Here is a 13,392-nt window from a genome sequence, read left to right on the forward strand (position 1 = left end):
GTGTCAGTCGACCCGGTAGTTGGGCGCCTCCTGCGTGATGATCACGTCGTGGACGTGGCTCTCGCGCAGGCCGGAGCTGGAGATCTGGACGAAGCGGGGCTTCTGGCGCAGCTCGGCGATGGTGCGGCAGCCCAGGTAGCCCATGCCGCTGCGCAGGCCGCCCACCAGCTGGAAGAGGGTCATCTCGATGGTGCCCTTGTAGGGCACCCGCCCCTCGATGCCCTCCGGCACCAGCTTGTCGGCGTCGGTGGTGTCGGCCTGGAAGTAGCGGTCCTTCGACCCCTTCTTCATGGCGCCCAGCGAGCCCATGCCCCGGTAGGCCTTGTAGCTGCGCCCCTGGTAGAGGATCACGTCGCCGGGCGCCTCCTCGGTGCCGGCCAGCAGCGACCCGATCATGACGCTGGAGGCGCCGGCGGCCAGCGCCTTGACCAGGTCGCCGGAGTACTTCACGCCGCCGTCCGAGATGACCGGCACGCCGTGCCGCTCGGCCGCCTTGACGCACTCGTCCACCGCGGTGATCTGCGGCACCCCCACGCCGGCCACCACCCGGGTGGTGCAGATCGAGCCCGGGCCGATGCCGCACTTGACCGCGTCCACCCCGGCCTTGCACAGGTCGTCGGCGGCCTCGTAGGTGGCCACGTTGCCGGCCACCAGCTCGATGCCCTTGAAGTTGGCCTTGGTGGAGCGCACCGCGTCCACCACCCCGCGGCTGTGGCCGTGGGCGGTGTCGATGGTGATGACGTCCACGCCCGCCTTGAGGAGCGCCTGGATGCGCGCCTCGCGGTCCGGCCCGATGCCCACCGCGGCCCCGCACAGCAGGCGGCCCAGCCGGTCCTTGGCGGCGTTGGGATGCTGCTGCACCTTCTCGATGTCCTTGATGGTGATGAGGCCGCGCAGCTCGAAGGCCTCGTTCACCACCAGCAGCTTCTCGATGCGGTGCTTGTGGAGCAGGACCTTGGCGTCCTCGATGTCCACGCCCTCCCGCGCCGTGACCAGCTTGGTGGTCATGACCTCCGAGACCCGCTGCTCCAGGTTCCGCTCGAAGCGCAGGTCGCGGTTGGTGAGGATGCCCACCAGCTTCCCCTTCTGCGTCACCGGGATGCCGCTGATGCCGTTCTCCCGCATCAGCGCCACCGCGGCGGAGAGCCTGGCCTCGGGCTCGATGGTGATGGGGTCGCCCACCACCGCCGACTCGTACTTCTTCACCTTGTGGACCTCGGCGGCCTGCTCCTCGACCGACAGGTTCTTGTGGATGAAGCCCAGCCCGCCGCTGGCCGCCATGGCGATGGCCATGCGCGCCTCGGTGACGGTGTCCATGGCCGCCGAGACGATGGGGACGTTGACGGTGATGTTGCGGGTCAGCCGGGTGGAGGTCTCCACCGACTTGGGCAGCACGTCCGACTCGGCCGGCAGCAGCAGGACATCGTCGAAGGTCAGCGCCAGCTTCAGGTCGTCGCGGTTGAGCATGCGGACGGATATCGCACCCCCGCTGTGTGGTCAAGGCGCACCCTGGACCCGCTCCGGGAGCCCGAGATCCGCGAGAAAGCTCCCCTTTCCGGTTGCGGCGCCGGCTCCGCGACGGGGATACTCGGGGGGCCGTGCCGGGGCCCAACCAGAACGAGCGCACGGGTCAGCGCACCCCGGTGGGCCTGACGGTCCGGCTGGCCTACGGCTCGGTCGACGAGTTCGCCGCGCGCTTCGCGGTGAACCTCTCCCGCGGCGGGGTCTTCATCCGCACCCGCCAGCCGAAGCCGGTGGGCACGCCGCTCACCTTCGAGCTGCGCCTCTCCACCGGCGAGGTGGTCATCCGGGGGCAGGGCGTGGTGCGCTGGGTCCACGCCGAGGACCCGGCGGCCCGGCCCCACCGCGTGCCGGGCATGGGGCTGCAGTTCACCGCGCTCGACGAGGCCTCGCGCGCCATGGTGGATCGGATGGTGGCCGGGCGGGAGCCGCGCGGCGCCGCCCCCGGCGTGGCCGGCCCGCCGCCGCTGGCCGAGCGGCCCGTCACCACCCCGCCCTCCACCCGCGGCCCCCCGCCCCCCGCGGCCCCGCCGCGGCTGGCGCCCTCCACCCGGCCCAGCCCCAGCCCCCCGCCGCAGCCCGCCGCGCCGCGCCTCGAGGCGGCGGCGCGACCGGCGGCGGACCCGCGCCCGCCGCCGCTGCCGACCACGCCCGCCACCACGCCGCGCGCCGCCGCGGCGACCGCGCCCCCGACCCCCGTCACCGGGGCCTGGCCCTCGCTGCAGGGCGACGGCGCCCCGGCCCGCCCCTCCCCCGCCAGCCCGGCGCTCCCGGCGCTGGCCGACCTGGCGGCGCCGCACCGGCTGGAGCAGCTGCAGGCCGGCCTCCCGGCGGCGGAGGTGCCGCTCCCCGCCTCCCCGGCGCCCATCACCAGCCCGTCCCGGGCCATCATCGGCATCGACCTGGGCACCACCAACTCCTGCGCCGCGGTGGTGCGGGACGGCCGGCCCTACGTCATCCCCTCGCGGGAGGGCTACAACACCGTCCCCTCCATCGTGGCGGTCAACTCGCGCAACACGCTGGTGGTGGGCCACCTGGCGCGGGCGCAGCTGCTGGTCAACCCGCAGGCCACGGTGCACGGGGCCAAGCGGCTGGTCGGGAGGCCCTTCGACTCGGCGCCGGTGCAGGAGCTGCGGGGCAAGGTCGCCTACCAGGTGGTGCCCGGCGAGGACGGCCACGCGGCGGTGCGGCTGGGCGCCCGCACCCTCAGCCTGGAGCAGGTCTCGGCGCTGGTGCTGCGCGAGGTGAAGGAGGTGGCCCAGAACCACCTGGGCGAGGAGGTCAACCGCGCCGTCATCACCGTGCCGGCCTACTACGACGAGCGGCAGCGCCAGGCGGTGCGCCAGGCCGGCGCGCTGGCCGGCCTGCAGGTGGAGCGCATCCTCAACGAGCCGACCGCGGCGGCGGTGGCGTACGCCTACGGGCGCCACCTGGAGCAGCGGGTGCTGGTCTACGACCTGGGCGGCGGCACCTTCGACGCCTCGGTGCTGGAGCTGCAGGACAACGTCTACGAGGTGATCTCCACCGGGGGCGACACCTTCCTGGGCGGCGTGGACTTCGACGCCCGCATCACCGACCTCTTGCTGGCCCGCTTCGAGCAGCAGACCGGCGCCCCCTTCGACGGCGACCGGGTGGCGCTGTCGCGCCTGGCGGACGCCGCCGAGCGGGCCAAGTGCGCCCTCTCGGAGCGGACCGACTTCGCGGTGCAGCTCCCCTTCCTGGCCATGCGCGACGGGGCCCCGCTGGCGCTGGACACCCTGCTCGACCGCGACGAGATCGACGCGCTGGTGGAGCCGCTGGTGGACCGGACCATCGAGGTGTGCCGCGAGGTGCTGGCGGCCAGGGGGCTCGGGCCGGGCGACCTCGACGAGGTGATCCTGGTGGGCGGCCAGTCGCGCATGCCGCTGGTGCACCGGAAGGTGGCGGCCTACTTCGGACGGGCCCCCTCGCGCGCCGTCCACCCGGACGAGGCGGTGGCGGTGGGGGCGGCGCTGCTGGCCCACTCCCTGGGCTCCGCCGAGGGCGTGGTGCTCATCGACGTCTTGCCCATGTCGATCGGCATCGGCCTGCCGGGCGGCCGGGTCAAGCACATCATCGAGCGCAACACCTCGCTGCCGGCCCGCAAGCAGTACGGCCTCTCCTCCACCCGCGACGGGCAGACCGAGTTCGAGCTGGTGGTGGTGCAGGGGGAGAGCGACCGGGCCGAGGCCTGCGCCTACCTGGGCACGCTGCGGCTGGCCGGCCTGCCGCCGGGGCCGCGCGGCATGGTCAAGATCGCCGTCACCTTCGAGCTGGGCGCCGAGTGCCTGCTCACGGTGACGGCGCGGGAGATGAACACCGGACGCAGCGTGCAGGCCCAGATGTCCACCCGCGACGGCCAGGAGACCCTGATCCGCAAGCTCGAGGGCGGGAGCGGCGCGGCGCAGCCCCTGACCACCGGCAGCTTCCCGCTGGTGCTGACGCCGCCGCCGCGCGGGGCCCCCGCAGGCGCCGAGGCGGGCGACGGGGGCGCCCTGGCCGGCGCGCCACCGGACCGGCCGGCCGCGGGCGGGCGCGGCTTCTGGGCCATGCTGCGGCGCCTGCTGGCGCGGCCGCCGGGGCCGCCCCCGGCCTAGGGCGGGGGCGCGGCGTGGCGCCGCTGCCACCAGCGGATGGCGATGGCGCCCACCACCACCAGCGCCGCCGCCAGGATGTAGTGGCCGAAGCGGGTGGCGGTGCGCAGGGCCTCGGCGATGTTCGACCCGAAGTAGAACCCCAGGCAGACCCACAGCGGCGCCGAGACCAGCGCGGCCACCCCGTCGAAGAGCAGGAACTCCCAGTAGGGCAGCTTGGCGTGACCCACGGTGAAGTAGGTGGGGGCCCGCAGGCCCGGCAGGAAGCGGGCCACCACCACCACCAGGTTGCCGCGGCGGCGCAGCAGGGTCTCGGCGGCGGTGAGCTTCTGCGGGGTGATGATGCGCCGCAGCGGCCCGAACTCGGCCACCCGGTGCCCCAGCTTCCGGCCGGCGAAGAAGATGATCGAGTCGCCCACCAGGATGCCGGCCATGCCGAAGCCGATCATGGTGAGCAGGCCGGGGTCGCGCAGCATGCCGGCCAGGGTGGCCTCGCCGAGCGGGCTGGCCCGCCACGCCAGCAGGCCGCCCGTCACCAGGATGATGTCCTCGGGCAGCGGCAGGCCGAAGCCGCACAGCACCAGCACCGAGAAGACCACCGCGTACCCGACGTGGAGCGTCTCGCCGGCGAGGCGGTCGAGGATGCGCTCCACCAGGGCAGGGTCCAGCATGGCCGGGGATATTCGCCGCCATGCCGGCTGGAAGTCCAGCCGTTCCTCGCGCCGCCCGCGCGATCTCCGCTCAGGGCCGCCGCGGCGACAGCTGGCGCACCAGCTCGTGGTTCTCGGCCACCCGGGCCGCCACGTCGGCGGCGATGGCCAGCGCCAGCTTGAGGCACGCCTGGGGCTTCTGCGGCTGCAGGAGGGTGAAGTCCCGCTGGGTCAGCTCCACCACCTCGCAGTCGGTGGCCGCCACCGCCGAGAGCAGGCGGGTGCTGCGCGCCAGCAGCGCCATCGCCCCGAGGTGCTCGCCGGGCCCCACCACCGCCAGCTGCTGCTCCCCGTGCTCGCCCTTCCGGGTCAGGCGGACCGACCCCTGCCGCACGATGAAGAGCGACTCGCCGGCGGTGGCCTCCACGAAGAGCGACGCCCCGGCCGGCACGCTGCGCTCCACCGCGATGGCGGCGAAGATCCTGAGGCCGGTCTCGGTGAAGTCCTTGAAGAGGGCGCAGCGCTGCAGCACCGGGAGGGCGGTGGCCGCGGTCATGGACCCTCGTCGCGGTAGCGCGCGGCGTAGTCCACGTAGCGGCTGGCCGACTCCCGCAGGTGCGCCACCTCGGCGTCGGTGAGGGGCCGCTTCACCCGCGCCGGCGTGCCCATGACCAGGGAGCGCGGCGGCACCACCATGCCCGGCGGCACCAGCGCGCCGGCCCCCACCATGGCGTCCGGCCCGATCTCGGCGCCGTCCAGCACCACCGCGCCGATGCCGATGAGGCAGCGGTCGTGCACCGTGCAGCCGTGCAGCACCACCCGGTGACCCACCGTGACGTCCTCCCCGATGGTGGTCGGGTGGGTGCCGCCGGTGACGTGCACCACGCTGAGGTCCTGGACGTTGCTGCGGGCGCCGATGCGGATGGCGTTCACGTCGCCCCGGACCACCACGCCGAACCAGAGCGAGGCGCCCGGGCCGAGCTCCACGTCGCCCACCACGGTGCAGCCGGGGGCAACGAAGGCGCTGGCGTCGATGCGGGGGGCCTTGCCCGCGTAGGGCCGGATCAACGCCATGTCGGCCGCGGACGTTAGCCCGCGGCCGCCCGGCGCCGCAAGGCGGCGGCGGCCAGGAGCCCACCGACGACGGCGCCCGCCACGTCGGCCACCCAGTCGGCCACGTCGGCGGTGCGGTTGGGCACGAAGGACTGGTGGACCTCGTCGGACACCCCGTAGAGGCTGGCCAGCAGCACCGCCACCAGGGCCGCCCGGCGAGGGCCGAGGCCGGTGGCGTGGCGCAGCCCGAGCGCCAGCAGCGCCGCCAGGACCAGGTAAGCGCCGGCGTGCAGCAGCTTGTCCGCATCCCACAGGGAGCCCGGCACCCACGGGAACGGGTTGGCCTGGTCGGAGAGCCAGAAGAGGACGGCGGCGTAGCCAGTGGCCGGGACGAGCCAGAGCAGGCGGCGGCCGCGCCCGATCGGGGCGCCCCTCACCCCGGCCCTCTCCCCGGAGGGGAGAGGGAGCGCGGAACCCGGGGTCGGGGTCGCGGTCGCGGTCGCGGTCGCGGTCGAGGTCGAGGTCGAGGTCGGGGTCGGGGTCGCGGTCGGGTCGGGTCGGGTCGGGTCGGGGCCGGGGTCGGGGTCGCGGTCGGGGTCGCGGTCGGGGTCGGGGTCGCGGTCGGGGTCGCGGTCGGACCCGGGCTCGGCGCCCCCACCGGACCGGCCGTCACGCCCGCTCCGGCGCCGGCCCGAGCAGCTCGCCGGCCAGCGCCTGGCCGACGGCCCGCACCACCCGCACCCGCAGCAGCGCCCCCGCCGGCGCCGCCGCCTCGTCGGCGGCGAAGTGGACCAGCCGGTTCTCTCCGGTGCGCCCGAAGCGGCGCGCCGGATCGTCGCTGGTGCCCTCGCACAGCACCTCCACCACCGTCCCCTCCGCCTGGTCCAGCCGCTCCTGGGTGAGGCGGCGCTGCGCCGCCAGGAGCCGCTCCAGCCGCGCCACCGCCACCTGGCGAGGCACCTCGGCCCACTCCGGCGCCGTGCCCAGGTGGCGCGCCGCGGTGGTGTGGGGGCGCGGGCTGAAGATGAAGGTGAAGGAGGCCTCGAAGCGGGCCCGCTCCAGCACGGCCAGGGAGGCCTCGAAGTCGTCCTCGGTCTCGCCCGGGAAGCCCACGATGAAGTCGGTGGTGACCGCGATGCCCGGCCGGGCCGCCACCAGGGCGTCGTGGCGGGCCAGGTACCCGGCCACCGAGTAGTCGCGCCGCATGCGGCGCAGCACCGCGTCGGAGCCGGACTGCACCGGCAGGTGGAAGTGGCTCACCACCTTCGGCTCGTCGCGGAAGACCGCCACCAGCTCGTCGGAGAGGTCGTGCGGGTGGCTGGTGGTGAAGCGCACCCGGGCCAGCCCAGGCACCGCGGCCACCCGGCGCAGCAGCGCGGCGAAGCCGCAGCCGCCCCGGTAGGAGTTGACGTTCTGGCCGAGCAGGGTGACCTCGCGGACGCCCACCGCCGCCAGGTCGGCGCACTCGGCCACCACCTCGTCGACCGGCCGCGACACCTCGCGCCCGCGGGTGTGGGGCACGATGCAGAAGGCGCAGACGTTGTCGCAGCCCTTCATGGCGGTGACGAAGGCGGTGACCCGCCCGCGCGCCGCGTCGGGGTCGGCCCGCGGGAAGAGGTAGGCCTCCGAGTCCATCCAGTCGGTCTCGGCGAAGCGCTCGCGCCCGGCGGCGCGCTCCACCAGCTCGGGCAGGCGGGCCAGGTTGTCCGGGCCGAAGACGAAGTCCACCTGCGGCACCCGCCGCAGCAGCTGCTCCTTCTCCTGCTGCGCCAGGCAGCCGGCCACCGCGATGAGCGCGCCGCGCCGCTCCTTGACCGCCCGGTAGCGCCCCAGCACCGAGAGGAGCTTCTGCTCGGCCTTGTCGCGCACCGCGCAGGTGTTGAGCAGGATCAGGTCGGCCTCCTCCGGGGTGGCCGCGCGGGCGTAGGCGTGGCGGCCCAGCAGCTCCACCATCCGGTCCGAGTCCGACTCGTTCATCTGGCAGCCGAAGGTGTGGACGAAGACCGTGCGGGTGGCGGCGGCGCCCCGGGTGGCGGGCGGCGCCGGGGCCACCAGCGGCGCGGCGGCCGCCGGCGAGGCGGCCGGGGCGCCAGCGGCGGGGGTGGGCGCGCTGCGCCCCAGGGAGACGAGGTCCGACACGGCGGCGGACCCTAGGGAAAGGTGCCCCCCGGCGTCAAGGCGAGGCCTCAGCGCCTCGGCACCAGCGCGTCGGCCAGCCCCTCCAGGTCGGCCAGCCGCTCCACCGTGGCCACCCGCTCGCAGCGGGCCGCGTAGAGCGCCATCTCGCTGTCGCCCTGGCCCCACCGCGAGCGCGGCTCCGGGCAGATCCAGAGCACCCGCCGGGCCTTGCGGGCGATGGCCTCCAGCGCCCAGACCTCCGGCGGCGCGTAGTTGGTCCGCCCGTCGCCGATGACGATGACCGTGGTGCGCCGCGAGACGGCGTCCAGGTGGTCGCGCTGGAAGCGCCGGAGGACCCGCCCGTAGGCCGAGTTGCCGGACAGCGGGATGACCCGCGCCGCCACCGCCAGGTCGGCCGCCCGGGCCGGATCCGGCGCGGCGCGCAGGAGGTCGGTCACCTCGCCCAGCTCGTCCACGAAGACGAAGGTGCGCACCCGCCGGGCCTGCGCCTGCAGCACCGAGAGGAACAGCAGCATGAGCCGGGTGGTCGGGCGCATCGACTCCGAGACGTCGCACAGCACCACCAGGTCGGGCCGCTCCGGGCGCCGCCGCCGGAAGAGGAGCCGCGCCGGCCAGCCGCCCAGCCCCAGGTTGCGGCGCAGGGTGCGGCGCAGCGCCAGCGCCCCGCGCCGCCGGCTCCGGTCGCGGCGCACCAGCCGCGCCTGCAGCCGCCTGGCCAGCCGCCGCACGGCCGCCGCCACCCGGTCCAGCTCTGCCTGGGTGGGGCGGGGCGCCCCCGGGCCTGGCAGCGCGTCGGCCGCCCGCGGCGGGGAGCGGGCCAGGAGCTCCCACTCCGCCCAGGCGCGGGCTGCCGCCTCCACGCCCGCGAAGGCCTCCCGCAGCGCGCCGGAGAGCGCGTCCAGCGTGCCCGGATCGAGCCCGGACCCGGCCAGCGCCGCCCGGGCCCGCGCCTCGTCCTCCGCCAGCTGGTCGCCGCCCGCGGCCGAGGTGAGCCGCCGCACCGCGAAGTCGCCGCGCGCCCCCGCCAGCAGGGCGAAGTCGAGCTGCAGCGCCGCCGCCCGCAGGAGCCGGAGGAGCTGGCCGCGATCCCCCGCCACCGCCGCGCGCCCCAGCGGCCCCATCCCGGCCGCGGCCGCGGCCAGCCGGCGGATGACCATCTCCAGCTCGTCGCCCGAGAGCAGCCCCGCCTCCCGCAGCGCCTCCACCAGGCTGCCCTCGGCGGCGGCCAGCACCCGCCCCAGCCCGGAGAAGTGGAGGTCGAAGAGCACCTCGAAGGCCGGCTGGTCGGCCGAGCGCTTCACCAGCGTGGCCGCCAGGGCCGCCTTCAGGCCGGCCCGCTCCGAGAGGCCGATCAGCGCCGCCGCCGCCGCCGCGTCGCCCACCTCGGCGGTGGAGACGCGGACGCCGTTCTGGCGCAGCAGCCGGGCGAACTCGACGAGGCGGGCCAACACCCCCCGGAGTCTAGCCGGGGTGGTCGCTTGCCGCCGACGCCCATCCACGATTCACTCGGCCTCGACCCCAACCTCGACCTCGACCCTGACCTCGACCCTGACCTCGACCCCGACCCTGACCCCAACCTCAACCTCGACCCCGACCTCGACCCCGACCCCGACCCTGACCCCCTCCCCACTCCCCCTCCTGCTGTCCCTCCTCGCCCTGGCGGCCTGCGCGACGGCGCCGGTCTCGCAGGCGCCAGCGGCCTCCCGCCAGGCCCCCGCCGCGTCGGCAACGCATCGCCCGCCCACCGCCCAGCGCGGGGCCCTCGCGCTCGCCTCCCCAGAGGGGCTGGCGGCGGTGGAGCGCAGGCTGGCCTCGCTGACCCTGGAGGAGAAGGTGGCCCAGCTGGTCATGGCCTACCCGCCCCCCGGGGAGGGTCCGATCGAGCTCGGCGGGGTCATCCTGGTGGGCAGGTGGCTGCGCGACCCGGGGGCCATCGAGGCCAGGGTGGCCGGGCTGCAGCGGCGCTCGCGGGTGCCCCTGCTGGTGGCGGTGGACCTCGAGGGCGGCGACCTCAACCGCTTCAAGGGGCTGCAGACCCTGTCGGCCTTCCCTTCGGCCCGCTCCATGGGCGCCGAGGGGCGGTGGGAGGCCGAGGCCTGGGGGCGGCGCGCCGGCCTCGACCTGCGGGCCCGCGGCATCAACGTCAGCCTGGGGCCGGTGCTCGACCTGGCCGACACCGGCTTCATGGCCGACACCGGCCGCTCGCTGGGCGCCGACGCCGTGCAGGTGGCCCGCCTCGGCCGTGCCTTCGCCCGCGGGCTGGCCTCGGCGGGAGTCCTCCCGGTGGGGAAGCACTTCCCCGGCTACGGCCCGGTGGCCGGGTCGTCGGACAAGGCGCTGCTCACGGTCGATCGGAGCCCCCAGGAGATCGCCCGTCACCAGGCGGCCTTCGTGGCCGCGGCCGACGACCTGGCCGGGGTGATGCTCGCCAACGTGGGGTTCAGCGCCTACGGCGGCGTGCCGGCCATCCTCTCGCCGGAGCTGGTGGCCCGGGCCCACCTGTCCGGCTTCCTCACCGTCACCGACGACCTGGCGGTGCCCAGCCTGCTCGCCGCCACCGGCGGCGACACCGCGGAGCTCTGGCGCCGCGCCTTCCTGGCCGGAAACGACCTCCTCCTGACCACCGCCCCGGTGGCCTGGCTGGACCTGCCGGACCCGCGGCGGGTGATCGCCGACCTGGTGCGGGGCCGCCCGGAGCTGGCGCCACGGCTCGACGAGAGCGTCCGGCGGGTCCTCACCGCCAAGGTGCGAGCCGGCCTCACCCCCTGACGGGCCTGGGCGCCGAAAAACGCACCTGCATTTGTCACAAGCCTGCCCCGTCACACGGGCCCGGAATGGGCCGCCTCAGAGGGTATGCAGGCCACCTTCCTCCCCGTGTTCCTCGGCTTCTTCGCCGCCGAGCAGACCGCCGATCTCGGCGTCCTGCTGGTCAACCTCTGGCACGCGCACCGCTGCCGCGGCGTTCCCGACGACCTGCAGGGGCTGGTGGAGCCCGAGGTGGCGGAGCGGGCCCGCGCCTACGCGCTGGCCAGCGGGCGGGTGGCGCTGGCGCGCGGCCTGGCCTCGGCGGCGGCCACCCTGGGCCTGCTCTTCTCGGGCCTCCTGCCCTGGTTCGACCGGCGGCTCGACGCCGTGGCAGGCCAGCAGCACGAGTTCGTGCTGTTCCTCTCGCTCCTCACCGCCGGGCTGGCCCTGCTCGACCTGCCCTTCGCCGCCTGGCGCACCTTCGGCGTGGAGCGCGCCTTCGGCTTCACCCGGGTGACCCCGCGCCGCTTCCTGGCCGGCCGGCTGCGCGCCGGCCTGGTGCTCACCGCCCTGGGGGTGCCGTTCCTCTACGCGGTGCAGGCGGTCATGGCGCTGGGCGGTCCCTCCTGGTGGCTCTGGCTCTTCGGGCTGCTGGCCGGCGCGCAGATCGGCCTGGCCTGGGTCTGGCCGGTGCTGGTGGCCCCGCGCTTCGCCCCGCAGCAGCCGCTGCCGCCGAGCCTGCTGCGCAGCCGGCTCGAGGCCCTGGCCACCCGCGCCGGCTTCCGCCCGGAGGGGATCTTCGTGGTGATGACCGGCGGCCGCGGCGGCCTCCCCAACGCGGCGCTGGCCGGCCTCTTCCGGCCCCGCCTGCTGCTCGACGACGCCCTGCTGACCCGCCTCGGCCCGGACGCGCTGGAGGCGGTGGTGGCCCACGAGCTGGGGCACCACCGGCTGCGCCACCTGCCGATCCGGCTGGCGGTCTCGCTGGCCGGCACCTTCCTCCTGCTGGTGGTCCTCTGGCTGGCGTCCGGCTGGGCGCCGCTCTACTCCGCCTTCGGCTTCTCCGGGCCCTCGGCCCACGCCGCCCTGGCGCTGGTCTCCATCTGCGCCGGCGCCTTCGGCTTCTGGCTCCAGCCGCTGCAGGCCTGGCTGGCGCGGCGCCAGGAGGCCGCCGCCGACGCCGAGGCGGTGCGCCTCACCGGCGCCCCCGAGCCGCTGGCCGCGGCCCTGCTCGACCTGGCCGAGGACACCCTGCAGAACCCCTGGCCGCACCCCTGGTACGTCGCCTGGCGCCTCACCCACCCGCCGCTGCTGGAGCGGCTGCTGGCGGTCGCCCACGTGGCAGTCGAACGGTGAAGGTGGTGCCGCGGTCGGGCGCCGACTCGACCGCCACGGCGCCGCCGTGGGCCTCGGCGATGCGCGCCACGATGAACAGCCCCAGGCCGGCCGAGCGCTGCTCCTGCGCGTCCCCCGAGACGCCCCGCCGGAAGGGCCGGAAGATCTCGGCGTGCTGGTCGGCGGGCAGCCCGCCGCCGTCGTCGTGGACCGCCAGCACCACCTCGCCGCCCTCCCGCTCCCCGTCCACCAGGATGCGGACCGGCGCCAGGCCCGGACCGTACTTGAGGGCGTTCACCACCAGGTTGGCCACCACCTGCTCCAGGCGGTCGCCGTCCCACAGGCCGCCCACGTCGCCGCGCCCCTCCACCGTCACCCGCCCCTCGGCGTCGCGCCCCAGGTCGGAGACGGCCCGCCGACACACGTCCACCAGGTCGGCCTCGCGGGGCCGCACCGGCAGGCCGTGGCCGGCGCGGAGGCGCGAGAAGTCGAGCAGGTCGCGCAGCAGCCGCTCCATGCGCCGGGAGTTGGAGACGATGCGCCGGGCGTCCTCGCGGTGATCGTCGTCGATGGCCTCGCAGCGGGCGATGAGCGAGGCGGCGCTCTTCATGGCCGCCAGCGGGTTGCGCAGGTCGTGCCCCACCACCGCCATGAGCTGCTGCTGCAGGGTCAGCAGCTCGGCCCGCTCCGCCGAGAGCCGCTCGCGCGCCGCCATCTCGGTGCGCACCAGCCGGGCCGCCGCCAGGATGAGCACCAGCAGCACCAGGGTGGAGGCCCCGAAGACCACCGCCCCGGTGACCGAGGCGCGCCGCCAGCCGGCGCGCCGCTCCACCAGCCGGGCCCGCTCCACCTCCTCCAGCTCCGCCACCAGCCGGGTGGCCGGCGCCACCTCCTCGAGCCCGGCGCCGCGCAGCGGCGGCCCCACGCCCGGCGCGCCCCGCTCCAGCGCCGCCAGCGCCACGCGGACGGGGGCCGCCACGTCACGCAGCGCCGCCGCCAGGGCGCGGGCGCGCGCCGCCTGGTCCGGCTCGCCGGCCAGGAGCACCTCGAGCCGCGCCAGGGCCGGCTCCAGCCGGTCGAGGGCCTGCGCCGCCTGGCGGCGCTCCCAGCCCGCGTCGCTGCCAGGGCGGGCGTCCACCGAGGCGGTGGCCACGTGCAGCGCCGCCTCGACCTCCTCCAGCGCCAGCAGCGCCTCGGTGGTGTGGAGGACCAGGTGGGCCTGCTCGTCCCGGCTGGCCTCCAGCCAGGTGGTGGCCGCCACGGTGGCCAGCAGGCACGCCACCGCGGCGGCGAAGCCGAGCGCGATGCGCGGGGGGAGGCGGGCGGACCGGCCCGGT

At 76.1% G+C, this 13,392-nt stretch carries 11 protein-coding genes; 3 read left to right on the plus strand and 8 right to left on the minus strand.

What is annotated here, in order from left to right; all coding sequences use genetic code 11:
- Positions 1–3 precede the first annotated feature (3 nt).
- Positions 4–1,467, minus strand: a complete 1,464-nt coding sequence (guaB, locus tag IPO09_20735) for an IMP dehydrogenase (protein MBK9519703.1) — start codon at positions 1,465–1,467, stop codon at positions 4–6.
- 131 nt (positions 1,468–1,598) lie between these two features.
- Here guaB and IPO09_20740 point away from each other — a divergent pair, with 131 nt between their 5' ends.
- Entirely contained in the window at positions 1,599–4,136 is a 2,538-nt protein-coding gene (locus IPO09_20740) for a TIGR02266 family protein (GenBank protein MBK9519704.1), read from the plus strand.
- Here IPO09_20740 and IPO09_20745 read toward each other — a convergent pair.
- The 6 genes from IPO09_20745 to IPO09_20770 form a co-directional block, all read right to left on the minus strand.
- Positions 4,133–4,789, minus strand: coding sequence for a DedA family protein (locus IPO09_20745; protein MBK9519705.1), 657 nt, complete (start codon positions 4,787–4,789; stop codon positions 4,133–4,135). The two genes, IPO09_20740 and IPO09_20745, sit on opposite strands and share 4 nt — an antisense overlap.
- A gap of 85 nt (positions 4,790–4,874) precedes the next feature.
- Positions 4,875–5,339 carry a cyclic nucleotide-binding domain-containing protein gene (locus IPO09_20750; GenBank protein MBK9519706.1) on the minus strand — a complete coding sequence of 155 codons (465 nt, stop codon included), beginning with the start codon at positions 5,337–5,339 and terminating at the stop codon, positions 4,875–4,877.
- The gene (locus IPO09_20755) at positions 5,336–5,857 is read right to left on the minus strand and encodes a gamma carbonic anhydrase family protein (GenBank protein ID MBK9519707.1); all 522 of its coding nucleotides are present in this window, start codon (positions 5,855–5,857) and stop codon (positions 5,336–5,338) included. Before IPO09_20755 ends, IPO09_20750 begins: the two co-directional genes overlap by 4 nt.
- Before the next feature lie 14 nt (positions 5,858–5,871).
- Positions 5,872–6,273, minus strand: coding sequence for a VanZ family protein (gene vanZ / locus IPO09_20760; protein MBK9519708.1), 402 nt, complete (start codon positions 6,271–6,273; stop codon positions 5,872–5,874).
- Between the two features lie 232 nt (positions 6,274–6,505).
- On the minus strand, positions 6,506–7,975 hold the full coding sequence (gene miaB, locus IPO09_20765) for a tRNA (N6-isopentenyl adenosine(37)-C2)-methylthiotransferase MiaB (protein MBK9519709.1): 1,470 nt from the start codon (positions 7,973–7,975) through the stop codon (positions 6,506–6,508).
- 47 nt (positions 7,976–8,022) lie between these two features.
- Positions 8,023–9,426, minus strand: coding sequence for a VWA domain-containing protein (locus IPO09_20770; protein MBK9519710.1), 1,404 nt, complete (start codon positions 9,424–9,426; stop codon positions 8,023–8,025).
- A 343-nt stretch (positions 9,427–9,769) separates the two neighbouring features.
- Between IPO09_20770 and IPO09_20775 the strand changes: the two genes are divergently transcribed.
- On the plus strand, positions 9,770–10,744 hold the full coding sequence (locus IPO09_20775) for a glycoside hydrolase family 3 protein (GenBank protein ID MBK9519711.1): 975 nt from the start codon (positions 9,770–9,772) through the stop codon (positions 10,742–10,744).
- An 84-nt stretch (positions 10,745–10,828) separates the two neighbouring features.
- A complete protein-coding gene (locus IPO09_20780; GenBank protein MBK9519712.1) occupies positions 10,829–12,076 on the plus strand; it encodes a M48 family metallopeptidase in 1,248 nt (415 codons plus the stop codon).
- Here the strand turns inward: IPO09_20780 and IPO09_20785 are convergent.
- A complete protein-coding gene (locus IPO09_20785; GenBank protein ID MBK9519713.1) occupies positions 12,015–13,337 on the minus strand; it encodes a HAMP domain-containing histidine kinase in 1,323 nt (440 codons plus the stop codon). The two genes, IPO09_20780 and IPO09_20785, sit on opposite strands and share 62 nt — an antisense overlap.
- Between the last annotated feature and the right edge of the window lie 55 nt (positions 13,338–13,392).

It is taken from the genome of Anaeromyxobacter sp. (genome assembly GCA_016718565.1).
In the GTDB taxonomy this organism is placed as follows: Bacteria; Myxococcota; Myxococcia; order Myxococcales; family Anaeromyxobacteraceae; genus JADKCZ01.

Coding starts and splice junctions, on each gene's coding strand:
- guaB (MBK9519703.1), bottom strand. CDS start 1,467: ATGCTCAACCGCGACGACCTGAAGCTGGCGCTGACCTTCGACGATGTC.
- IPO09_20750 (MBK9519706.1), bottom strand. CDS start 5,339: ATGACCGCGGCCACCGCCCTCCCGGTGCTGCAGCGCTGCGCCCTCTTC.
- IPO09_20755 (MBK9519707.1), bottom strand. CDS start 5,857: ATGGCGTTGATCCGGCCCTACGCGGGCAAGGCCCCCCGCATCGACGCC.
- IPO09_20780 (MBK9519712.1), top strand. CDS start 10,829: ATGCAGGCCACCTTCCTCCCCGTGTTCCTCGGCTTCTTCGCCGCCGAG.